Source organism: Micromonospora sp. NPDC003241 (assembly GCF_053589795.1).
This window is the reverse complement of record NZ_JBSFSO010000015.1, coordinates 78187-100345: the sequence shown is the minus strand read 5'-3', so window position 1 is coordinate 100345 and position 22159 is coordinate 78187. Positions and strand designations below refer to the sequence as shown.

Annotated in this window: 16 protein-coding genes and 1 pseudogene; 11 read left to right on the top strand and 6 right to left on the bottom strand. The window is 73.0% G+C overall.

Annotated elements, in window-relative coordinates; genetic code table 11:
• The first annotated feature begins 156 nt into the window (after positions 1 to 156).
• Positions 157 to 1962, top strand: coding sequence for a glycoside hydrolase family 6 protein (locus ACWDVW_RS15065; RefSeq protein ID WP_449948589.1), 1806 nt, complete (start codon positions 157 to 159; stop codon positions 1960 to 1962).
• Positions 1963 to 2108: 146 nt separating this feature from the next.
• Here the strand turns inward: ACWDVW_RS15065 and ACWDVW_RS15060 are convergent, their stop codons facing one another.
• The 3 genes from ACWDVW_RS15060 to ACWDVW_RS15050 all read right to left on the bottom strand — a co-directional run bounded on the left by ACWDVW_RS15060 (position 2109) and on the right by ACWDVW_RS15050 (position 4172).
• Complete coding sequence (locus ACWDVW_RS15060; RefSeq protein ID WP_449948587.1) at positions 2109 to 2486, bottom strand: hypothetical protein; 378 nt, start codon at positions 2484 to 2486, stop codon at positions 2109 to 2111.
• A 128-nt stretch (positions 2487 to 2614) separates the two neighbouring features.
• Positions 2615 to 3565, bottom strand: a complete 951-nt coding sequence (locus tag ACWDVW_RS15055) for a hypothetical protein (RefSeq protein ID WP_449948585.1) — start codon at positions 3563 to 3565, stop codon at positions 2615 to 2617.
• 10 nt (positions 3566 to 3575) lie between these two features.
• On the bottom strand, positions 3576 to 4172 hold the full coding sequence (locus ACWDVW_RS15050; protein ID WP_449948583.1) for a hypothetical protein: 597 nt from the start codon (positions 4170 to 4172) through the stop codon (positions 3576 to 3578).
• A 379-nt stretch (positions 4173 to 4551) separates the two neighbouring features.
• Between ACWDVW_RS15050 and ACWDVW_RS15045 the strand changes: the two are divergent.
• From ACWDVW_RS15045 to ACWDVW_RS15015, 7 genes and pseudogenes are all read left to right on the top strand, one after another.
• Positions 4552 to 6902 (top strand): annotated as a pseudogene (locus ACWDVW_RS15045) (nitrate- and nitrite sensing domain-containing protein); the annotation flags it as partial.
• A gap of 669 nt (positions 6903 to 7571) precedes the next feature.
• Positions 7572 to 7991: a roadblock/LC7 domain-containing protein gene (locus ACWDVW_RS15040; protein ID WP_449948580.1), complete on the top strand. Its 420-nt coding sequence runs from the start codon at positions 7572 to 7574 to the stop codon at positions 7989 to 7991.
• The gene (locus ACWDVW_RS15035) at positions 7981 to 8370 is read left to right on the top strand and encodes a DUF742 domain-containing protein (protein ID WP_117225943.1); all 390 of its coding nucleotides are present in this window, start codon (positions 7981 to 7983) and stop codon (positions 8368 to 8370) included. Before ACWDVW_RS15040 ends, ACWDVW_RS15035 begins: the two co-directional genes overlap by 11 nt.
• The gene (locus tag ACWDVW_RS15030) at positions 8351 to 8953 is read left to right on the top strand and encodes a GTP-binding protein (RefSeq protein ID WP_350692358.1); all 603 of its coding nucleotides are present in this window, start codon (positions 8351 to 8353) and stop codon (positions 8951 to 8953) included. Before ACWDVW_RS15035 ends, ACWDVW_RS15030 begins: the two co-directional genes overlap by 20 nt.
• Before the next feature lie 131 nt (positions 8954 to 9084).
• The gene (locus ACWDVW_RS15025) at positions 9085 to 10119 is read left to right on the top strand and encodes a lactonase family protein (RefSeq protein WP_449948577.1); all 1035 of its coding nucleotides are present in this window, start codon (positions 9085 to 9087) and stop codon (positions 10117 to 10119) included.
• 145 nt (positions 10120 to 10264) lie between these two features.
• Positions 10265 to 12025 carry a substrate-binding domain-containing protein gene (locus ACWDVW_RS15020; RefSeq protein WP_449948575.1) on the top strand — a complete coding sequence of 587 codons (1761 nt, stop codon included), beginning with the start codon at positions 10265 to 10267 and terminating at the stop codon, positions 12023 to 12025.
• A 208-nt stretch (positions 12026 to 12233) separates the two neighbouring features.
• Positions 12234 to 13721 carry a sugar transferase gene (locus ACWDVW_RS15015; protein ID WP_449948573.1) on the top strand — a complete coding sequence of 496 codons (1488 nt, stop codon included), beginning with the start codon at positions 12234 to 12236 and terminating at the stop codon, positions 13719 to 13721.
• Positions 13722 to 13729: 8 nt separating this feature from the next.
• Here the strand turns inward: ACWDVW_RS15015 and ACWDVW_RS15010 are convergent, their stop codons facing one another.
• Positions 13730 to 14857, bottom strand: a complete 1128-nt coding sequence (locus ACWDVW_RS15010) for a PP2C family protein-serine/threonine phosphatase (RefSeq protein ID WP_449948571.1) — start codon at positions 14855 to 14857, stop codon at positions 13730 to 13732.
• 92 nt (positions 14858 to 14949) lie between these two features.
• Here ACWDVW_RS15010 and ACWDVW_RS15005 point away from each other — a divergent pair, with 92 nt between their 5' ends.
• Positions 14950 to 15519, top strand: a complete 570-nt coding sequence (locus tag ACWDVW_RS15005; protein ID WP_449948568.1) for a MarR family winged helix-turn-helix transcriptional regulator — start codon at positions 14950 to 14952, stop codon at positions 15517 to 15519.
• 11 nt (positions 15520 to 15530) lie between these two features.
• On the opposite strand, the gene ACWDVW_RS15000 is transcribed toward ACWDVW_RS15005, so the two are convergent.
• Both ACWDVW_RS15000 and ACWDVW_RS14995 read right to left on the bottom strand, forming a co-directional pair.
• Positions 15531 to 17186: a PP2C family protein-serine/threonine phosphatase gene (locus tag ACWDVW_RS15000; protein WP_449948565.1), complete on the bottom strand. Its 1656-nt coding sequence runs from the start codon at positions 17184 to 17186 to the stop codon at positions 15531 to 15533.
• A gap of 134 nt (positions 17187 to 17320) precedes the next feature.
• Entirely contained in the window at positions 17321 to 18580 is a 1260-nt protein-coding gene (locus ACWDVW_RS14995) for an ROK family protein (protein ID WP_449948561.1), read from the bottom strand.
• Positions 18581 to 18629: 49 nt separating this feature from the next.
• Between ACWDVW_RS14995 and xylA the strand changes: the two genes are divergently transcribed.
• Both xylA and xylB read left to right on the top strand, forming a co-directional pair.
• Positions 18630 to 19817 carry a xylose isomerase gene (gene xylA / locus ACWDVW_RS14990; RefSeq protein WP_449948558.1) on the top strand — a complete coding sequence of 396 codons (1188 nt, stop codon included), beginning with the start codon at positions 18630 to 18632 and terminating at the stop codon, positions 19815 to 19817.
• A gap of 10 nt (positions 19818 to 19827) precedes the next feature.
• Positions 19828 to 21246: a xylulokinase gene (gene xylB, locus ACWDVW_RS14985; protein WP_449948556.1), complete on the top strand. Its 1419-nt coding sequence runs from the start codon at positions 19828 to 19830 to the stop codon at positions 21244 to 21246.
• Positions 21247 to 22159 lie beyond the last annotated feature (913 nt).

Sequence of the window (22159 nt, the reverse complement as noted above, 5' to 3'; positions counted from 1 at the left end):
CCGGGTTCGCCGGTCGTGCACCACCACCAACGCCCGCCCGGGTCGGGCGCTCCCAAAGAATCCCGTTGGCATCGGCGGTCGTCCGTGCAGGACGTCCCTCGGACGCCACGTGCCGGGCCGTACGCGGATCCGGTCTCGCCCAAGGAGATCAGTGGCATGAATGTGTGGAGAAGGCTGTCCAGTCGACGACGGGCTGTCGCACTGGCCGGCGCGAGCGCGCTGGTAGCGGGCGGTCTGGTGACGATCCCGGTCACCGCGGCGCACGCCGCGACGCAGTGCGACGTCGCGTACACGACCAACGACTGGCAGGGCGGCTTCACCGCCAACATCACCATCCGGAACATCGGCGACCGGCTCACCAGCTGGACCCTCGGCTTCACGTTCCCCGACGCCAACCAGCGCGTCCAGCAGGGCTGGTCGGCCCGTTGGACCCAGTCGGGCCGGAACGTGACCGCGCAGAACGAGTCCTACAACGGCAACCTGGCCACCGGCGCCAGCACCAGCATCGGCTTCAACGGTGCCTGGAGCGGCAGCAACCCGAAGCCCACCTCGTTCACGGTCAACGGGGTCTCCTGCAACGGCGGCACCACGCCGACCACGCCGCCGCCCACCACGCCGCCGCCGACCACGCCTCCACCCACGACGCCGCCGCCCACCACCCCTCCGCCCACGACGCCTCCGCCGACCACGCCGCCGCCCGGCACCAAGGTGGACAACCCGTACCTGAACGCCCGGGGTTACGTGAACCCGGAGTGGAAGGCCAAGGCCGAGTCGGTCAGCGGTGGTAACCGGATCTCGAACACCCCGACGGGTGTCTGGTTGGACCGGATCGCGGCGATCGAGGGCACCGACAACAGCCAGTCCAACGGCCCGATGGGTCTGCGTGACCACCTGGACGAGGCACTGCGGCAGAACGCCCAGTACATCCAGGTCGTCATCTACAACCTGCCCGGCCGGGACTGTTCGGCGCTCGCCTCCAACGGTGAGCTGAAGGCCGACGAACTGCCCAAGTACAAGGCGCAGTACATCGACCCGATCGCGGCGATCCAGGGTGACGCGAAGTACCGCAACCTGCGGATCATCAACATCATCGAGATCGACTCGCTGCCGAACCTGGTCACCAACACCACCGACCGAGACGGTGGCGTCCCGCTGTGCGACACCATGAAGGCCAACGGTGGGTACGTGCAGGGTGTCGGCTACGCCCTCGCCAAGCTGGGCGCGATCCCGAACGTCTACAACTACATCGACGCCGGCCACCACGGCTGGCTCGGCTGGGACACCAACCTCGTCCCGAGCGCGCAGATCCTGCGGGAGGCCTCGCGTGCGTCCGGCGCCACCGCCGCCCACGTGCACGGCTTCATCGTCAACACCGCGAACTACTCGGCGCTGCGTGAGCCGTACGCCCGGGTCACCGACACGGTGAACGGCCAGACGGTGCGGCAGGCGAAGTGGATCGACTGGAACCAGTACAACGACGAGCTGTCCTTCGCCCAGGCGTTCCGGCAGGAGCTGGTCCGGCAGGGCTTCGACAGCGGCATCGGCATGCTGATCGACACCTCCCGCAACGGCTGGGGCGGCAGCGCCCGGCCCACCGCCGCGGGCCCGACGACCAGCATCGACGCCTACGTGGACGGTGGTCGGGTCGACCGTCGTATCCACAAGGGCAACTGGTGCAACCAGGCCGGTGCCGGTCTGGGCGAGCGCCCGAAGGCCGCGCCGGAGCCGGGCATCGACGCGTACGTCTGGATCAAGCCCCCGGGTGAGTCGGACGGCTCCAGCCGCGAGATCCCGAACAACGACGGCAAGGGCTTCGACCGGATGTGCGACCCGACCTACACCGGCAACGTCCGCAACGGCAACAACCGTAGCGGTGCCCTGGCCGACGCCCCGATCTCGGGCGCCTGGTTCCCGGCGCAGCTCTCCGAGCTGATGCGCAACGCCTACCCGCCGTTGTCCTGACGGTCAGGCATACCGGCCGCCGGCAGTAGGTGAGGCGCTGCGGCGGCAGGTTCCCCGGGCCCCTGGTCCGACCGCACCGGTCGGACCAGGGGCCCCTCTCGCCGCGCCGGACGGGTCCACTCGAACCGGGTGGACCCGTCCGGCGCTCAGGGCACCGTCTTCTCGATCGCGGCCCGGCCGGTCTCCGCCATTTCACGCCGGGCCCGCTCGATGTTCTCGGGGGTGAGGTCCTGGCCCCGGGCCATCACCAGGTCCTCCGGGTCCCAGGGCTGCTCGGCGCCGGTACGGATGTCGTCCCGGGCGGCTCCGGTGCCGGTACCGGTCGCGCCGGTGCCCGCCGCGTACGGGTCGGCGATGACGTCCTCGGTGGGCGCGTCGAGGTCGATCCGCTCGCCCGGCCCGGCGAAGGCCGGGGTGTCCCGGTCGGCCCCGCCGCCGGTCATCAGCTCCGGCACGCCGCTGTCGTCGTCCACCGCCGCGGCCACCTCGGGGCGCTCCTCCAGCGGTCGGTCACGATCCGTCATCCTGCCGCCCTCCTGTCCGCCACACGGTTCCTCCGGCCCCCTGCGGGTACCCGCAGGCCGCTGGGTAATGCCTGCGACGGCACGACGAAGGCGGGCGTCCCGTCCGGGACACCCGCCTTCGACGGTGATCAGCGGCCGAGCACCCGGTCGAGGAAGTCGCGGTAACCGCGGACCGCCACGCGGAGCTGCTCGGTGTCGGGCGAGCCCGCCTCCTGCCACCCGCCCAGCTTGTCCTTGTGCTCCGCCAGCGCCGCGGACAGCGCCTGCATGGCCTCGTCGACGAGCGACTGCGCCTGACCGGCGGCGGCCTGCGGGTCGTCCACGAAGCGGAGCTGGACGTCACGCCAGCGGTCCCGGAAGCCCTGTGCGGTCGTCTCGTCGAAGAGGGTCGCCGCACTGGCCGGAACCGCCGATCCGGCGTCGGTGTCACCGGTCGGCGACGGCCCGTCCGGGTCGACCATCGTCGGGGCGGCGCTGCCGTAGCCGGGGCCGCCGGCCGCCGCCACGTCGGTGGTGTCGACCGTCGACGCGTCACCGGGGAGGTCCCGCGACTCGATCCGCCCGTCGAGGTCGTCGGCCCGATGGACGTCCGTCCCACGGTGCGCGGCCGTGTCAGAGTCGTCCAGGTCGAGGTCGGTGCGGTCGAGGTTGGTGCGGTCCACGTCGTCACCGGTCCGGTCGAACTCGGCCGTCGGGTCGGCCCGCAGCCCCTCCCGCTCGCCGTCGACCGCGCCGTCGCCCGGCGCCGCGGTGCGCTCCTCGCGCGGGTCGATCTCGTCCTCCGGACGGCGGCTGGCCAGCGCGGACGCGGCCACGGCGCCACCGACCGAGGTGGCGCCGAAAGCGGTCGGCACCGGAGCGGGATCGGTCACCTCGTCATCCCGGTCGTCGTCGCCCGGCCGGCCGTCCCAGGGACGGTTGCGGTCGGTGGACTCCACCCAGTCGCGGTCCGTCGGCTCGTCGACGCGGTCGAGGTCGTCCGGTACGTCCCGGTGGGCACCGTTCGGCGGCACTGCCACCGGGGCAGACCGGACGGCCTCGGGGTGGTCGTTGTTGAGCTGCTGCTCGTCTTGCCGCATGGTGCTCTCCTCAGCGGTTCGTGGCGTCATGGGCGGCCTCGGGGTGGCGCTGCTCGGGCGTGGTGGCGGCCGCGACCGGTTCCTCGCCCAGCAGGTCGGCGAAGAGGGCGCGGTAGTGGACGACGGCCTGGCGGAGGTCCTCGGTGCTGGCCTCGCCCCGCGAGTTGCGCAGGTGGATCTCGTGCGCGTCCCGGTAGTGGCTGAGCGTCCGGGCGTGCTCGACGGACAGGTGGGCGATCTGGTCCGAGAAGTCACCGGTGGGGTAGCCCCGCTCGGCGACGAGCCGGGTGACCAGTTCGTCGGCCTGGCCGACGGTCTCGGCGGGGGAGTCGATGAAACGCACCTGGAGTTCCTCCCAGGCGGCGGAGTACCGGGCGCGGGACTCCGGGTCCAGCGGGACGAGTTCGAGCTCGGCGTGCCGGCGTTCCCGGTCCCGCAGCTCCCGCTCGGCGGCGCTGCGGCTGTCCCGCTCGGAGACGACATGGTCGTACTCCGGGCCGAAGCGTTGCCGTAGCGACCGGCGGCGGCCGGCCACGACGACAGCCGCGGCCACGGCGGCGACCACCAGGATGACGAGGACGGTGACGACTATCTGCGTGGGCGACATGGCTCCTCCTTCGCCTTGAGGTATTCCCTCCGGGCACTGATCGCCAATCCCGTTCCGGCGCACTTTCCTCATCCGAATCGGCGGTGGGCAGGGCGGAGGCCCGGGGAGGAGGGGACGAGCGGCGATTCGGAGCATCGGTCGAGGCCGGGAACCGGACGAGCGCCGCGTGATCGCCCGTTCCGGACGGCAGGGGCGTCCTCGGGACGTCCGGCACCGTATAGGTAGTCTCGACAGACGGTAGTGCGTCCGGCGCGGATTACGTATCCTGCCCAAGGCGCCCGAACCCCGGCGTCCCGGCGGCCAGCCGGGGCGCGCGTCGGCGAGGGTGCTGCCCGGCCGTGCCGGAGCCCTTCCAGCCACCCTCCCGGGCGAGGTCCGATTGAACACCCGCGACTGGCCGATCCGCTCCAAGCTGACCGCGCTGGTGGTCGTGCCGGTGACCGCGTTGCTGGCCCTGTGGATCTTCGCGACCACGCTCACCTTCGGCCCGGCACTGGATCTGCTCGCCGCCCGGACCCTCCTGTACGACCTGGGCCGGCCGGGCGAGACGGTGGTGGCCGAGCTACAACGGGAGCGGCGGCTCTCGGTGGTGCATCTCGGCTCGCCCCGTACGGTCTGCGGTCAGCCGCCGGCCAACTGCGTACTTCCGGAACTGGTCGCGCAGCGGGGTCGCACCGACACCGCGATCGCCGAACTCCAGCGTCGGGTCTCCGGGGAGCAACTGCGCGACGCCGCCGGTGAGCTGCTGGAGACCCGGCTGGACCGCCTCCTCGGCGAACTCGAGGCGCTGCCGTCGGGGCGCGAGTTCATCGACCGCCGCGACCTCGACCGGGCCGGGGTGATCGGCCTCTACAGTGGCATGATCTCGTCGGCGTTCCACACCTTCTCCGCCCTGGCGAACCTGCCGGACCAGGACCTCAACCGGGAAGCGCGGGCGTTGACCGACATCGGCCGCTCGCGCGAGCTGCTCGGTCAGACCGACGCGCTGCTGGCCGGCGCGCTGATCGGCGGACGACTCGCCGAGGGCGAGCACACGCTGCTCGTGCAGGGCATCGCCAACCAGCGCTTCCTGGCCGAGAGCGCGGTGGCCGACCTGCCGGAGCCGGACCGGGCGGCGTACCAACGGTTGACCGAGCAGGACGAGTTCACGCAGTTGCGGCAGATGCAGGACGAGCTGGTCGCGGCCGACCCCTCGGCCCGGCTCCGGCTCGATCAGCAGGCCTGGCAGAACAGCTACGACACGGTGCAGCGGTCGCTGCGCGATTTCGAGCTGACCCAGGCCGACGGCCTGGCCGACCGCTCGGTGCCGATGGCGGCACGGACCCTGGTCCGGCTGGCCGCCGCCGGACTGCTCGGCCTGGTCGCCGTCGTGCTCTCGCTGGTCGTCGCGCTGCGGGTCGGCCGATCGCTGGCGCAGCGGCTGACCCAGGTACGCGGCACCGTCAAGGAGGCCGAGGAGCGCCTGCCCGAGGTGGTGGACCGGTTGCGCCGGGGCGAGCAGGTGGACGTGACCGGCGAGGCGCCGTTGGCCGACCGGGGCGCGGACGAGATCGGTCAGGTGGCCCAGGCGTTCACCGAGGTGCACAAGGCCGCGATCCGGTCCGCCATGGTCGAGGTGAGCCTGCGTCGCGGCCTCAACGAGGTCTTCCTGAACATCGCCCGCCGCAGCCAGGGCCTGGTGCACCGACAGCTCACCGTGCTCGACCGGATGGAACGCGACGCCGAGGACCCGGACCACCTGGCCGAGCTGTTCCGGGTGGACCACCTCGCCACCCGGTTGCGGCGGCACGCCGAGGACCTGGTCATCCTCGCCGGTGCGGCGCCGGGTCGGGGCTGGCGCAACCCGGTCGCGATGGTGGACCTGATCCGGGGTGCCATCTCCGAGGTCGAGTCGTACGACCGGGTGGACATCGTCAACGTCCAGGCCGCCGGCACCGTGGGCCGGGTGGTCGGCGACATCATCCACCTGCTCGCCGAACTGATCGAGAACGCCACCGCGTACTCGCCGCCGGACTCCCGGGTGGAGATCTCGGGCGAGCACGTCGCGCACGGGTACGCCCTCTCCGTCACCGACCACGGGCTCGGCATGACGGCCGCCGCCATCGAGGAGGCCAACCGGAAACTCGCCCGGTCACCGGACTTCGACCCGGCCGAGACCGCGCGGTTGGGGCTGTTCGTGGTCGCGCGGCTCGCCGCCCGGCACGACGTACGGGTGCGGCTGCGGGAGTCGGACGGGACCGGGCTGACCGCCGTGGTGCTGATCCCGGCGGCACTCATCACCGCCGAGCCGTCGCCCCTGCCCGACCTGGACACTCCCGCCGGGGACGACCAGGCCGCCACCCCGGAACAGCGCCGGCTGGCCCGGGCCACCCGGCTGACCACAGTGCCCCGACAGAGCAGCCGATCGCAGGCCGAGCCGGAGAAGCCGGCCGCCACCGAGCCGGTGCCGGCGAGCACGAGCGGCAGTCGGGGCGGCCCCACCGTCGGCTCCACGGTCGGCCCGGCCGAGGCCGACGGCCTGCCCCGCCGCATCCGCCAGCGCGGCCCGGCCGCCACCACCCCGTCGGCCGCCACCGCATCGCCGGACCCCGCCGTGCCGTCGGCCACCATCGCGACGTCCGGCTCCGTGCCGCCGGCCGCGGACGGCGACGCCGCACCGGCACCGCAGACCGTCGGACCGGCACCGGTCGGTTCGCCTCCGGTGTCACCCACCGTCTCGGCGGAGGTGGCGCCGACGGCGGCGCCCGGCAACGGAGCGCCCGGCAACGGAGCGCCCGGCAACGGAGCGCCCGGCAACGGAGCGCCCGGCAACGGAGCGCCCGGCAACGGAGCGCCCGGCAACGGAACGTCCGGCACTGGAGCGTCCGGCACTGGAGCGCCCGGCAACGGAACGTCCGGCACTGGAGCGCCCGGCAACGGAACGTCCGGCACTGGAGCGTCCGGCACTGGAGCGCCCGGCAACGGAACGTCCGGCACTGGAGCGCCCGGAAACGGAGCGTCCGGCCCGGCCGGGCACCGGACGGCACAAGGACGGGCGCAGGACGGCGTCGACGCGCCGACGGTGCTGATGCCGGCGGTGTCCTCGGCGATCGACGGACCGACCGTACGGCAACCGGTGGTGGTCCCGCGCGGACCGATCCGGCCGCTCGGCGAACCGACCCCGCGCAGCCCGGAGGAGGCCCGCCGGTTCATGTCCGCGCTCCAGGCGGGCACCGCGCGGGGTCGACGCGCCGCCGTCGAGCCGAACGACGACGCGGAGCACGCCGGACCGCCCACGCCGGGCCGATCCGGTGCGGCCTCCGCCGACCAGGAGCAGGACCGCGGCACCGAGCCGGCAGGGACGCCGGCCGGTGACCCGGCGACTGTGCAATCCCCGACCGCGACTGAGAGGGACGCCTGATGCATTCGACGAGGCGAAGTGCCGATCTCGGCTGGTTGCTGGACGACCTGTTGGAGCGGGTACCGACCGCGCGGCAGGCGGTGGTGCTCTCGGCGGACGGGCTGCTGCTCGGCTGCTCCACCGGGATGGACAAGGCCGATGCCGAGCACCTCTGCGCGCTGGCCTCCGGGCTGTCCAGCCTGGCCCGGGGCGCGAGCCGCCACCTCACCGGTGGGCCGGTGCGCCAGACGGTGGTGGAGATGGAGTCCGCGTACCTCTTCGTGACGGCGGCGGGGCAGGGCGCCTGCCTCGCGGTCGCCAGTGACGCGGACGCCGACATCGGTCTGGTGGCGTACGAGATGGCGATGCTGGTGACCCGGGTCGGCGAGAATCTGGGGACACCCACCCGGGCGTCGGTGGGTGCCGCCGATGCGCACTGACTTACCGGGGAACCAGCACGAATGGCTCGACGCCGACGCCGGGCCGGTGGTCCGGCCGTACACGCTGACCGGTGGCCGGGTACGGGCCAGCGCGGACGCCTTCGACCTGGTGGCGTACGTGCTGGCGAAGCCGGACCCGGACCTCGGCGCCTATCCGGAGCTGTACCCGGAACACCGGCTGCTGGTGGAGTTGGCCGGTCGGGGAACGCCGGTGGTGGAACTCGCCGCCGATCTCAATCTGGCCATCGGTGTGGTCCGGGTGCTGCTCGGCGATCTACTCTCCCGGGGACTGGTCGCCGTGCACCAGCCGCCGCGTGCCACGTACCTGCCCGACAACGACATCCTCAAGGCGGTGGTCGATGGACTCCGTGCGTTATGACGGCGAGCAACGGGGACAGCGGATCCCGATCGCGCTGAAGATCCTCGTCGCCGGTGGCTTCGGCGCCGGCAAGACGACGCTGGTCAGCGCGTTGAGTGAGGTCCGGCCGTTGCAGACCGAGGAGATCCTGACCGGGGCGGGCATCGAGACCGACGACCTCTCCGGCGTGGAGACCAAGTCGACCACCACGGTGGCGATGGACTTCGGCCGGATCACCATCAACGACGATCTCCAGCTCTATCTGTTCGGTACGCCCGGGCAGGACCGGTTCTGGTTCCTCTGGGACGAGCTGGCGTTCGGGGCGCTCGGCGCGGTGGTGCTCGCGGACACCCGTCGGCTGGCCGACTGCTTCCCGTCGATCGACTACTTCGAGCAGCGCGGCATCCCGTTCGTGGTCGGCGTCAACTGCTTCGACAACTCGCAGCGGTTCAGTCTGGAGGCGGTACGCCGCGCCCTCGACCTCGACGGCAACGTGCCGATGGTGCTCTGCGACGCCCGCGACCGGCAGTCCGGCAAGACGGTGTTGATCTCTCTGGTCGAGCACGTGGCCCGGCAGCGGGGCGAACCGGTGCCGGCGGCCTGACCCGGGTGCCGGACGCGGGCCGGGACCGGGCGGATCGCAGGTCCGTCGGGAATTCCAGGTCTAACCGGTCGGCATCGGGGCAAGGCTTCTGGTGAGATCGACGCAGGATTCGGGCAGGGAGGCGGAACACGGTGGCGGTTCAGGGCGAGATCGTGCACATCGGCGGCTACACGGCGTCCAGCGGCGGCCGGGCCACCGGCATCGTCGCGGCCCGTCGGGATCCGCACAGCGGTGAGCTGACCTCGCTGGGCACGGTCGCGGTCACCGCGTCACCGTCCTTCCTCGCCCGCCACCCCCGCCTGCCGATGCTGTACGCGGTCAACGAGCTGCCCACCGGTGAGATCAGTGCCTGGCGGGTGGGGGCCGACGGGGAGTTGGACGCGGCCGGCACCCAGGCGACCGGGGGCGCGGAGCCGTGCCACCTGGCGGTCACGCCGGACGGCGGACACCTCGTGGTGGCCAACTACGGCAGCGGCAGCGTGACCGTGTTCCCGCTCGACGCCGACGGTGTCCCGGGTCCGCGTACCGACGTGGTGGCCCACCAGGGGCACGGGCCGAACCCCGAGCGGCAGGAGCAGGCGCACGCTCACATGGTCTCGCCGGGCCGGGACGGCGCGCCGCTGCTCGCCGTCGACCTGGGCACCGACTCGATCTACCGGTACGACCTCGACGCGGCGGGCGCGCTGGCACCCCGGGGTGCCCGGGTGCGTACCGCCCCGGGGGTGGGTCCCCGGCACGTGGCCCGGCACCCGGACGGCCGGCGCTGCTACGTCTCCGGCGAGTTGGACGGCTCGGTCCTCGCCTACGAGGTGACCGACGACGGCGGGCTCCAGGAGATCGGGCGGGTCGAGGCCAGCGGCCGGGCCGGGCACGTGCAGCCGTCGGAGATCGCCGTGGGCGCCGACGGGCGCTTCCTCTATGTCGCCAACCGGGGAGTGGGCACGATCACCGCCTTCTCCCTCGGCGCGAAACTGCCGGAGCAGGTGGCCGAGGTGGACACCGGCGGCGAGTGGCCGCGCCACTTCGCCGTCATCGGTGAGCACCTGTACGTCGCCGACGAGCGGGCAGATATGGTACGCACTTTTCTCGTCGACCGGGAGACCGGCGTTCCGGCGCCACTGGGCGAGCCGTTCGTGGTCGCCAGCCCGACCTGTGTTCTGCCCTGATCGTGGGCCTGAGACATAGATGTATCCACATTGCGCCGTTGCGTCGTCACACAAAGTTACCAATTCGGGGGAAACTGTTTCTCCTCTGTAACTTTCGACCGAACGGCCATGGCAGTCCACCGGCGGGATACGCAAGATGGTCTGCGTGTCAGCAGGCCGCCATCGCATGCGTTCAGGTATTCACGGCGCCGCCGCCGCGGCGGCGGTCGGCGTTCTCGTCGTCACGGCCGGGGGGTGGGTCGGCTATCGCCAACTCGCCGGTCAGGACTGCTCGGGCAAGATCGAGCTGTCCGTCGCCGTGGCAAACGAGCTCGCTCCTGCGGTGGACCAGGCCGCCTCCGAGTGGGAGGAGAAGGGTGCCGCCGTCGAGGGGACCTGCATCGACGTGACGGTCTCGGCGGCCGACCCGGTCGAGGTGGCGGCGGTGGTGGCGGCCAAGCACGGCGCGACCCTGGCCGGCGTCGGCCAGGCCAGCGGCACCGCGGTGAGCCCCGACGTCTGGATCCCGGACTCCTCCACCTGGCTGCTGCGACTCAAGACCGGTGGCGCGGCGGCCTTCGAGCCGGGCAACGGTGCCTCGATCGCCAGCAGCCCGGTGGTCGTCGCGATGCCCGAGCCGATCGCCGCCCGGCTGGGCTGGCCGCAGAAGGAACTCGACTGGACCCAGTTGCTGGCCCGGGTCAACAGCGACCGGCCGCTACGGACCGGGATCGTCGAGCCGACCCGGGACGCCGCCGGTCTGTCCGGCCTGCTGTCGCTGATGACCGCGGCCTCGTCCACCGGTGGTGCCACCGCCGAGCAGGACCGGGTCGGCGCGTTGCGGGCGCTGGCGTCGGGCGCCTCGGCGCTGCGCCAGGACCTGCTGGCGAAGTTCCCGACCGCTGCGGACAACACCACGCTGGCCAGTGCGCTCGGCGCGGCGGCCCTCTCCGAAGAGGACGTCATCCAGTACAACGCCCGCAAGCCTCCGGTGCCGTTGGCGGCGCTGTACCTCAAACCGGCGCCGCTGCCGCTGGACTACCCGTACGCGGTGCTGCCCGGCATCGACCCGGCCAAGGCGTCGGCCGCCCGGGTGCTGTTCGAGGCGCTGACCACCTCGTCGTTCAAGGACAAGCTGGCCGAGCAGTCGCTGCGTGGGCCGGACGGCAACTGGGGGAGCGGCTTCGCCGCGCCGCAGGGTGCACCCAGCCCGGCCGGTGGCGACTCCTCCGCCGCCCCGCCGCAGGGCGGGGTGGCTGCCGGTGGGCTGGCACCGGACGCGGTGGAGCGGGCGGTGTCGAGCTGGTCGATCGCCACCCTGTCCGGTCGGATGCTCTGCATCATCGACGTCTCCGGCTCGATGAAGAAGACCGTGCCGACGGCCAACGGGGCGACCCGGCAGCAGGTCACCATCGAGGCGGCCCGACGCGGTCTGAACCTGTTCGACGACTCGTGGTCGATCGGGTTGTGGGTGTTCTCCACCAAGCTGGCGGGGACGCGGGACTACCGCGAGGTGGTGCCGATCGCGCCGCTGTCGCGGCAGCGCAGCACCCTGGAGCGGGGACTGGACACGGTCACCTCGTCCAGCGGTGACACCGGCCTGTACGACACGCTGCTAGCCGCCTACAAGGACGTGCAGCGCAACTGGGAACCCGGCAAGGTCAACTCGATCGTGCTCTTCACCGACGGCAAGAACGAGAACCCGGACGGCATCTCGCAGCGCGAACTGCTCGCTGAGTTGGAGCGGATCAAGGACCCGGAGCAGCCGATCCAGGTCATCATCGTGGGCATCGGCACCGAGGTGAGCAAGGCCGAGCTGGACACCATCGCAGGGGCGGCCGGTGGCGGGGCGTTCATCGCCGCCGACCCCACCAAGATCAGTGACATCTTCCTCAGGGCGATCGCCCTGAGGAAGGCACCCGCCTGAGCGTAGGCGCAGGAAGGGGTCTGCGGTACCGGAGAAAGCGGTACGACAGGCCCCTTTCCGGTCGTCCTCCACACCGGAAAGTGACGGCAATACGTCCGAAGCAATCGGCCGCCATAGTTATCAAGGCAGGATGTCCTCGTGCACCGGCAGATCCGGCCTCCGTCCCGGCCGGTCCCGGGCCGTCGGCGAGCGAAGTGTGGGAGGGCTGGTGACCTCGGCGACGCTGTTGACCCCCGCCAGATCGTCATCGCGATCAGGTGAGGCTGCGCCATCGAGCGGGTCGGTGCGTGGCGACCAGCGGACATACGTCCGTTCCCTGGTCGTGCTGGACGCCACCGTACTCTCCGTGGCAGTGCTCATCGGTTACGCGGCGCGATTCGGTGAATCCGTGCCACGTGGTACCCACGTGCCCTACGTCCTGTTCGCGCCGGCACTTGTGCTGGCCTGGTTGGTCTCCCTGAAGGCCCTGCGCTGTTACGACGACCGGGTGGTCGGCTACGGCGCGGACGAGTACCGGCGGGTGAGCATGGCCAGCCTCCGGTTGGCCGGCGCCGTCGCGATCCTCGGGTACGTCGCCGACGTCGGCGTGTCCCGTGGCTTCCTGGCGATCTCGTTCGCGGTGGGCATGATCGGGCTCGAAGTGGCCCGGTTCGCCGCGCGTAAGCGTCTGCACCGAGCCCGGTCGCGGGGGACGGGCTGGTCTCGGCGGGTGCTGGTGGTCGGCGACACCGCACACGTGTTGGAGCTGGTGCACACGCTGCGCCGCGAGCCGTACGCCGGCTACCAGGTGGTCGGCGCCTGCATCCCGGACGCGCTGCTGGCCCCGGTGGCGCAGCGGCTCGGTGACGTGCCGGTGGTCGGCTCGTTCCGGGGCATCCCGGAGGCCGCCGACGCCATCGGCGCGGACACGGTCGCGGTCACCGCCTGCGGGGAGCTGACCGCCACCCGGCTGCGTCGGCTCGGGTGGCAGCTGGAGGGCACCGGCATCGACCTGGTGCTGGCCCCGGCGTTGACCGACGTCGCAGGCCCGCGTATCCACACCCGTCCGGTCGCCGGGCTGCCCTTGATCCACGTGGAGGCACCCGAGTTCCGTGGGGCGCGCAAGCTGGTCAAGGGGCTGGTCGACCGCTCGGTCGCGCTGGTGGCGCTGACCCTGCTGTTCCCGTTGCTGGCGGCGATCGCGCTGGCGGTGAAGGTGAACAGCCGGGGGCCGGTGCTGTTCCGGCAGACCCGGGTGGGGCAGGGCGGGCGCGAGTTCGGCGTCTTCAAGTTCCGCACCATGGTGGTGAACGCCGACGCCCTGCTGGCGGAGTTGACCGCCCGCAACGAGACCGACGGTCTGATGTTCAAGATGCGGGACGACCCTCGGGTGACCAGGGTCGGCCGGCTGCTGCGCAAGTGGTCGCTGGACGAGCTTCCCCAGTTGGTCAACGTGCTGTTCGGGCAGATGAGCCTGGTCGGGCCCCGGCCGCCGTTGCCGTCCGAGGTGGCCCGCTACGACGGCGACGTGGCCCGGCGTCTGCTGGTCAAGCCCGGGATGACCGGTCTCTGGCAGGTCAGCGGCCGGTCCGACCTGAGTTGGGAGGACGGCATCCGGCTGGACCTCTACTACGTGGAGAACTGGTCACTCGCGGCCGACCTGACCATCCTCTGGAAGACCTTCGGCGCGGTGGTCAACAGTCGGGGCGCGTACTAGGACGGGCCTCAGGGCTGCGGGCCGGTCCAGTCCAGGCAGACCACGACCGCGTCGTCGGTCAGGTCACCGGCGACGAAGGCCCGCAGGTCGCCGAGGAGGGAACGGACCGCGTCGAGCGGGGTCATCGGCGCGGTACGGCGCAACATCCGGTCCAGCGCGGTCTCGCCGTAGCGGATGTTGCGCCCGGTCGCGTCGATCACCCCGTCGCTGAGCATGAAGAGACGGTCGCCGCGCTGGAGCTGGACGTACTGCTCGTGGTAGTTCGTCCCCTCGAACATGCCGAGCGGGAACTGCGCCTCCAGCGGCTGCACGGTGACCTGCCCGGCCCGCAGCAGCACCAGCCGGGGCGAACCGGCGTCGACGGCGGTGAGCAGGCCGGTACGCAGGTCGAGTTCGAGCAGCAGGGTGGAGAGATGTTGCTCACCCCGGTGCAGGTCGTAGATCGCCTGGTCGGCCAGGGTGGCCTGGTCGGCGAGCGGGATGCCGGCCCGGCGGGCGTTGCGCAGCGCGCAGGTGGCCAGCGTGGTGAGCATCGAGGCGGCCACCCCCTCGCCCATCCCGTTGATGGTGGCGGTCCAGACCCGTTCGCCGTCGTCGGACCAGTCGAAGCTGTCACCGCGCACCGCGTACGCGGGTTCGAGCTGGCCGGCCAGGCTGAACGAGGGACGGGTCCGGCTGCGCCCGGGCAGGAGTTCCCACTGCACCTCGGCCGCGAGCGTGAGCCGTCGGGTACGCCGCGCGATGCGGTACACGTCGGTGCCGGGGTCGACTGCGGTCAGCTCGTGCGCCATCGCGGTGGCGATCTCCAGCAGCTCGCTCAGCAGCCCGTCGTCGCCCAGCGGTGCGACCCGGAGCACACCACGCCGTTCGCCGCGCATGTTGACCGGCAGGTAACCGGTGCCGTCCGCGTACACCGGGGTCTCGTGGTCGAAGCAGCGCCAGGCGGGGTGACCCGGGCTGGTCACCTCGTCACCGCCGGTGAGCGGGAGCAACGCGGCCAGGCGGTAGTCGACCTGGAGCAGCTCGGTGTCGGTGATGCCGTACTCCCGCTCCAACAGCTCCGCGATCCGCCGGACGAGCAGGTCTGCGGGGGCTGCCGTGAGTGTGGCACGGGCCTCGTCGACCGGCTCGCTCATCGTCTCTCCTTGATCACAAGCCCATTCGGCGACAGAATCGGAGTACGCTCAGGCCCACCATGGCGGAACTGCATGGTCCACCGGGACCCGAGATGAGTATGGCTGCCGAGCTGGATACCGCGGCAGGCGCCCTGCTGACCGTCTGGGACGGTGCGCGGGAACGCACGGCCAACCGGATCTCCACCGCCCAGCTGCGAGCCGTCATGCTCGTGGAACGGCAGGACGGCATCAACCTGCGCCGGTTGGCCGCCGGGCTGGACATGCTGCTCTCCTCGGCCAGCCGGCTCTGCGACCGGCTGGTCGCCGCCGGGATGCTGGAACGCGAGCCGGGACGCGCCGACCGCCGGGAGATCTCGCTGCACCTCACCGCCGAGGCCCGCCGGCTCCTCGCCGAGCTGCGCGAGGACCGCCGCCAGCAGCTGTCCACGATCCTCGCCGCGATGGCGCCGGAGGCCCGCGAGGCCCTGCTGCACGGGCTGCGTGAGTTCGACGCGGCAGCTCGGGCGCGGGTGATGCGGCAGGTGTCGCCGCTGGTGCCGCAGCAGGAGGCCCACCCGGAGCAGCTACCGGCGGGCCGCCCCGCCGTGGAGCACGGTGCCGAACCGCAGCCACGGAGCTGGGCGGCGGCGGCGGGGGAGACCTCCGTCTCACGTACCGCCTGACCGGCCGGCGGTCAGCCGGGTGCGGCCGGGCCCACCGCGAGCATCGCCACGTCGTCGTGCCGGTGCCCACCGCACCACTCGTCGACCAGGTGGAGCACGCGGTCGACAAGCGTCGCCGGTGCGGACCCGGCGGCCTCGACCAGGGCCCGGTGCAGCCGCCGCTCGCCGAACATCTCGGTGCCGTGCGGCCCGCCCCGGGCCTCGGTCACCCCGTCGGTGCGGGCCAGCAACAGCTCACCCGGCCGTAACCGGACCTCGGCCTCGTCGAACCGCGCCCCGGGCACCGCACCCACCGGCATGCCGCCCACCTGGACCGGGGTCACCGTCCCGGCACCGTCGACCAGCAGGGGTGCGGGATGCCCTCCGCCGGCCACCCGGACCCGCAGCCCGCCGTCCGGTTCGGGATGCAGCGTGCCCAGCAGCAGGGTGGTGAACTGGCCGCGACGGGCCGCGTCCGGGATGTCCAGCAGGGCCCGGTCGAGCAGCCCGAGCAGCTCCCGGGGCCGATGCTCGACCAGGCGCAGCGTCTGCAACGACTGGCGGACCCGGCCGGTCAGCACCGCCGCGCCGACGCCCTTGCCGCTGACGTCGCCGAGGGCGAACAGCGCGCCGCCGTCGGTCGGGAGCACGTCGTAGAAGTCACCGCCGATGTGCAGGCTGTCGCCGGCCGCGCGGTAGCCACCGGCGAGCCGTACGCCGTCGACGGCGGGCAGGTCCGGCGGGAGCAGGCTGTTCTGCAGTACCCGGGCCAGGTAGGTCTGCTCGTCGTAGAGCCGGGCGGTGGCCATGGCGGCACCCGCCCGGGCGGCGAACTCCCGGACCAGCTCGACGTCGCGCCGGTCGAACCCGTCGCGCGCCCCGGCCCGCACCAGCACCAGTGCGCCCGCCGTCCGGCCGGCCCCCGGCATCGGGCTGACCAGCAGCGTCGCCGCCGGATCGAGGTCGTCGGGGATCAGCGGCCCGACGCCGTCGCGCTCCTTGGCGGGCCAGGGCCGTGGCACGCCGGCCTCTCCGTCGAGCGCCTCGACCAGCCCGGGTACGGCGCTGACCGTGTCCCAGTCGGTGGCGCCGAGGGCCGGCGTCGAGTGGTGAGCGGTGTGCCGGATCCACTGCGGCTGGTACTCGACCGCCCCGGTCGGCAGATACACGATCAGGGCCAGGTCGGCGAGGTACGGCACGGGCAACGTCGCGGCGGCCTGGAGCGCCTGGTCGCGGTGCAGCGCCAGGCCGAGCCGACGGCCGGCCTGGGCCAGGAAGTCGGTCCGTCCCCGCTCGGTGCGCAGCGCCTCGGCGCGCCGGTGGTCGTCGGTGACGTCCCGCACGTACCAGGCCGACCGGTCACCGGCCAGCGGGCGGCGGATGCCCCGCAGCCGCCGGTCCCGGTGTTCACCCTCGACGTCGTCCGCCCCGGTCGCGTACGCCTCGGCCAGCATCGCGACCGGGGAAGCGGGCAGCCCGACGCCCGGGTGCAGTTCCGGCAGCAGGGCGGTGGCTGCGGCGTTGACCAGCACGACCTGCCCGACACCGTCGGTGATCAGCACCGCCTCGGCGAGCCCGTCGAGGAGTTCCCGCGCGAGATCGGGGTCCACCGAGCTGCGGGCGCCCGGGCGGCCGGTTCGCCCACGGCCGGTGGAGCCGGCGGCCGGGCCCCGTCGGGTCGTGGTCACCGACGGTCGTCCCGCGCCCTGCGCTGTCGACCTGTACGCATGCCGGTGCTGTGCTCCTCGGGTCCACGGGTTTGTTGCCTCGGGACAAGGGTACCGAGGGCTCCCGAGGGGCGCCCTCGCAGGAACACCGTGGTCTAGAGCCGGGCCAGCCAACCCGCCGGGCGGGCGATGATCCGGCGTACCACCGAGCCTGCCGCGCCCACCGCGGCAGCGGTCGCGCCGAGGGTCGCCGGTCGTACGGTCACCGGTGACCAGGCGGCGGTGAGCACCCGGCGTTCGATCTCGGCGAGCACGGGTGGCCGGATCCAGGGGGCGAGCGGGGCGTAACCGCCACCGAGTACCACGGTGTCCAGATCCAACAGGTTGATCACGCTCGACACGGTGATGCCGATGGCCGTACCCGCCTCGTGCAGGGCGTGGCGGGCGGCGGGCTCGCCGGCCTCGGCGAGCTGGGCCAGCCGCATCGGCGCGGTGTCGGCCGGCAGGTCGGCCCCGGCCAGGCCGGCGGCGGCGAGGATCGCCTCCTGTCCGGCGTAGCGTTCCAGGCAACCCCGGCCGCCGCACCGGCACGGCGGCCCGTCCGGCCGCACTGGGATGTGCCCGATCTCGCCGCTCCAGCCCCGTACGCCCCGGAACAGCGCGCCGTCGAGCACGATCCCGGCACCGATACCGACCTCACCGGAGAGGTGCAGGAAGCTGCCCGGTCCGGCACCGGCGTGCAGTTCGCTGAGCGCGGCGAGGTTGGCCTCGTTGTCCACCACCAGCGCCGGTACGCCCGCCACGGTCTCGGTGAGCGGCGGGTGTGCGGCCAGCAGCTCCGGCACCGGTACGTCCCGCCAGCTCAGGTTCGGCGCGAGGCGCACCCGGCCGGTGTCGTCGACCAGCCCGGGTACGCCGAGGGCAGCGCCGGCCAGGGTGAGGCCCTGCGCGTCGGCGTCGGCGCGGGCGCGGGCGGCGAGCCGGGCCAGCCGGGCCAGCGCGTCGGTGGGGGAGACCGGACGCAGGTCGGCCCGGTGCACGGTGTGGTGCCGGACCTCACCGGAGAGGTCGACCACGCAGGCGGCCAGGTAGTCGACGTTGATCTCCAGCCCGAGCCCGGCCGGGCCGTCACCGGCGAGCACCAGACCTCGGGCGGGTCGACCGGCACCGGCGCGCGGAGTCGGCTCGGCCTCGGTGACCAGTCGACCGGCGACGAGGTCCTCCACCACGGCCGAGACGGTGGCCCGGGTCAGGCCGGTCTCGGCCGCCAGCGCGGCTCGGGAGGGCGGGCGGTCGGCCGCGGCGATCCGGCCGAGGACGAGGGCGAGGTTCAGCTCACGCAGGCTGCCCTGGCGTACGCCGCCGGCCGGGGCTGCGAGTCGGGTCACCCCTTGACACTGCCACATCGCGGCCATTTAATTCAACCACTGAACAAATAGCGGACGACACCACCGGAGGTCTGTAATGGCATCCCGTCCCACCCCCGCCGACAAGTTCTCCTTCGGCCTCTGGACGGTCGGCTGGCAGGGCCGAGACCCGTTCGGTCACGCCACCCGGCCCGCGCTGGACCCGGTGGAGTCGGTGCACCGGCTCGCCGAGCTGGGCGCGTACGGCGTCACCTTCCACGACGACGACCTCGTGCCGTTCGGTGCGGACGCCGCCACCCGCGACGGCCAGATCGCCCGGTTCCGCAAGGCGCTCGACGAGACCGGCCTGGTGGTGCCGATGGTCACCACCGACCTCTTCCAGCAGCCCGTCTTCAAGGACGGCGGCTTCACCAGCAACGACCGCGACGTCCGGCGGTACGCGCTGCGCAAGGTGCTGCGCAACGTCGACCTCGCCGCCGAGCTGGGCGCCCAGACCTTCGTCATGTGGGGCGGCCGCGAAGGCGGCGAGTACGACGTGGCCAAGGACGTGCAGGCCGCGCTGGAGCGCTACCGCGAGGCGGTCGACCTGCTCTGCCAGTACGTCGTCGACCGGGGCTACGACCTGCGGTTCGCGCTGGAGCCCAAGCCGAACGAGCCGCGCGGCGACATCCTGCTGCCCACCGTCGGGCACGCCCTGGCCTTCATCTCCACGCTCGCCCACCCCGACCGGGTCGGCGTCAACCCGGAGGTCGGCCACGAGCAGATGGCCGGGCTGAACTTCGTGCACGGCATCGCCCAGGCGCTCTGGCAGGGCAAGCTGTTCCACATCGACCTCAACGGCCAGCGCGGCATCAAGTACGACCAGGACCTGGTCTTCGGCCACGGTGACCTGCTCAACGCGTTCGCGCTGGTGGACCTGCTGGAGCACGGCGCGCCGGGCGGCGGCCCCGGGTACGACGGGCCCCGCCACTTCGACTACAAGCCCTCCCGCACCGAGGACATGGACGGGGTGTGGGTCTCCGCCGCCGCGAACATGCGGACCTACCTGCTGCTCAAGGAGCGGGCGGCGGCGTTCCGGGCCGACCCCGAGGTGGTCGAGGCGCTGGCCGCCAGCAAGGTCGGCGAGCTGGGCGTACCCACCCTGGGCGAGGGTGAGGGCTACGCCGAGCTGCTCGCCGACACCAGCGCGTTCGAGGGCTACGACGTCGAGGCGGCCGGTGCCAAGGGCTTCGGCTTCATCCGGCTCAACCAGCTCGCCGTCGAGCACGTGCTCGGCGCGCGCTGAGGCGGACGGCATGCCGCTCGTCGCGGGGGTGGACTCCTCCACCCAGTCCTGCAAGGTGGTCGTCCGGGACGCGGAGACCGGTGACCTGGTCCGTCAGGGCCGGGCGCCGCACCCGGACGGCACCGAGGTCGACCCCTCGGCCTGGTGGTCGGCCCTCCAGACGGCGATCGACGCCGCCGGTGGGCTGGACGACGTCGCCGCCGTCTCCGTCGCCGGCCAGCAGCACGGCATGGTCTGCCTGGACGACTCCGGCGAGGTGGTGCGGCCGGCGCTGCTCTGGAACGACACCCGCTCCGCGCAGGCCGCCGCCGACCTCGTCGAGGAGGCCGGTGCCGGTACGGCGGGACGGCAGTTCTGGGCCGACGCGGTGGGCAGCGTGCCGGTGGCCAGCTTCACCGTCACCAAGCTGCGCTGGCTGGCCCGGCACGAGCCGGCCAACGCCGACCGGGTGGCCGCCGTCTGCCTGCCGCACGACTGGTTGACCTGGCGGCTGTCCGGGTCGTCCGACCTGGCGGCGCTGCGCACCGACCGCAGTGACGCCAGCGGCACCGGCTACTGGTCGCCGGCCACCGGCGAGTACCGTCCCGACCTGCTGGAACGGGCGCTCGGTCGGACGGTACGGGTGCCGACCGTGCTGGGGGCGTCCGAGACGGCGGGCGCGCTGCCCGGCGGCGCGCTGCTCGGACCCGGCGCCGGGGACAACGCCGCCGCCGGGTTCGGGGTGGGCGCCGGCCCCGGCGACGTGGTCGTCTCGATCGGCACCTCCGGCACCGTGTTCAGCGTCGCCGACGCGCCGGCCGCCGACCCGACCGGGATCGTCGCCGGCTTCGCCGACGCCAGCGGCCGGTTCCTGCCGCTGGTCTGCACGCTCAACGCGGCCCGGGTGCTGGACGCCGCCGCCGGGATGCTGCGGGTCGGGCTGGACGAGTTGGCCGAGCTGGCGCTGGCCGCGCCGCCCGGCGCGGACGGGCTGGTCCTGGTGCCGTACCTGGAGGGTGAGCGGACGCCGAACCGACCGCTGGCCACCGGGGCGGTGCACGGGCTGACCCTGGGCACCTCGACCCCGGCCCACCTGGCCCGGGCGGCGGTCGAGGGCATGCTCTGCGCCCTCGCCGACGGCCTGGACGCGCTGGCCGCCCAGGGGGCGACCGTCCGCCGGGTGATCCTGGTCGGTGGCGGGGCCCGCTCCGCCGCCGTCCGCCGGATCGCCGCCCAGGTCTTCGGCAGCCCGGTGGTCGTCCCGCCACCCGGCGAGTACGTCGCCGACGGCGCCGCCCGCCAGGCCGCCTGGCTGGCCCTCGGCGGCGCGGAACCACCGTCGTGGTCGCCGTCCGGCACCGAGGAGTACGCCGCCGAGCCGGTACCGGCCATCCGGGAGCGTTACGCCGAGGCCCGGGAACGTCACCTGGACCGCTCGACGACCGGATAGCGCACGCGGGCCGGGCCGGGGCGCGACACCGCCCCGGCCCGTCCCACGCCCGACACCCACATGTGCCCGCGGTCCCTCGGCCTGGTCGGCCTGGTCGGCCTCTTGGTCTCGTCGGCATGGTCGGTTCCTCGGTCTCCTCGGTCCCTCGGCCTGGTCGGTTCCTCGGCTGGGTCGGTCCCGTCGCGCCGTGACGGGGCATCGGCCGCGTCGGGCGGTGCCAGGCCGTCGGCCGTGTCGGGTCGTGTCGGGCCGCGTCGGGTCGTGCCAGGTCATATTCGGGTCGTCGGGCCGTGTCGTCTCAGGCCGTCGGCCACGTCGGGTCGTGCCGGGTCATGTTCGGGTCGTCGGGCCGCGCCGGGTCGTGTCGGGCCGCGTCGGGCCGCGTCGGGTCGTCGGCCGTGTCGCACTTTCGGGCATCGCATCGGCTTCCCGCCGGCCCACTCGCTCGCTGACCTCAAGGTCGTGCTCGATCCTGGATCGAGTGGTCATTGCGACGCGACGAGACCACTCGATCCAGGATCGAGCGTGATCTTGGCCGCGCGGCCCGAACGATCATCGGGCCAGATCAGGTCGTCGGGCCTTGTGGGTCGTCGGGCCTTGTGGGGTGTTCGGCCTCGTCACCTCGTCGCGGCGTGACGGGCCGTCGGCCCTCGTCGTCCCTCGTCGGCCCTCGTCGTCCCTCGTCGGCCCTCGTCGTCCCTCGTCGGCCCTCGTCGTCCCTCGTCGGCCCTCGTCGTCCCTCGTCGTCCCTCGTCGTCCCTCGTCGTCCCTCGTCGTCCCTCGTCGGCCCTCGTCGGCCTCGTCGGCCTCGTCGGCCTCGTCGGCCTCGTCGGCCTCGTCGGCCTCGTCGGCCTCGTCGGCCTCGTCGGCCTCGTCGGCCTCGTCGGCCTTGTGGGGTCGTCGGGGCCAAGGT

Excerpts from the sequence above, each read along its gene's own strand:
- ACWDVW_RS15010 (WP_449948571.1), bottom strand. The coding sequence starts at position 14,857 with ATGAGCGAGCCGGTCGACGAGGCCCGTGCCACACTCACGGCAGCCCCC.
- ACWDVW_RS15040 (WP_449948580.1), top strand. The coding sequence starts at position 7,572 with ATGCATTCGACGAGGCGAAGTGCCGATCTCGGCTGGTTGCTGGACGAC.
- ACWDVW_RS15030 (WP_350692358.1), top strand. The coding sequence starts at position 8,351 with ATGGACTCCGTGCGTTATGACGGCGAGCAACGGGGACAGCGGATCCCG.
- xylA (WP_449948558.1), top strand. The coding sequence starts at position 18,630 with ATGGCATCCCGTCCCACCCCCGCCGACAAGTTCTCCTTCGGCCTCTGG.
- ACWDVW_RS15035 (WP_117225943.1), top strand. The coding sequence starts at position 7,981 with ATGCGCACTGACTTACCGGGGAACCAGCACGAATGGCTCGACGCCGAC.
- ACWDVW_RS15060 (WP_449948587.1), bottom strand. The coding sequence starts at position 2,486 with ATGACGGATCGTGACCGACCGCTGGAGGAGCGCCCCGAGGTGGCCGCG.
- ACWDVW_RS15005 (WP_449948568.1), top strand. The coding sequence starts at position 14,950 with ATGAGTATGGCTGCCGAGCTGGATACCGCGGCAGGCGCCCTGCTGACC.
- ACWDVW_RS15050 (WP_449948583.1), bottom strand. The coding sequence starts at position 4,172 with ATGTCGCCCACGCAGATAGTCGTCACCGTCCTCGTCATCCTGGTGGTC.
- ACWDVW_RS15065 (WP_449948589.1), top strand. The coding sequence starts at position 157 with ATGAATGTGTGGAGAAGGCTGTCCAGTCGACGACGGGCTGTCGCACTG.
- xylB (WP_449948556.1), top strand. The coding sequence starts at position 19,828 with ATGCCGCTCGTCGCGGGGGTGGACTCCTCCACCCAGTCCTGCAAGGTG.
- ACWDVW_RS14995 (WP_449948561.1), bottom strand. The coding sequence starts at position 18,580 with ATGGCCGCGATGTGGCAGTGTCAAGGGGTGACCCGACTCGCAGCCCCG.
- ACWDVW_RS15055 (WP_449948585.1), bottom strand. The coding sequence starts at position 3,565 with ATGCGGCAAGACGAGCAGCAGCTCAACAACGACCACCCCGAGGCCGTC.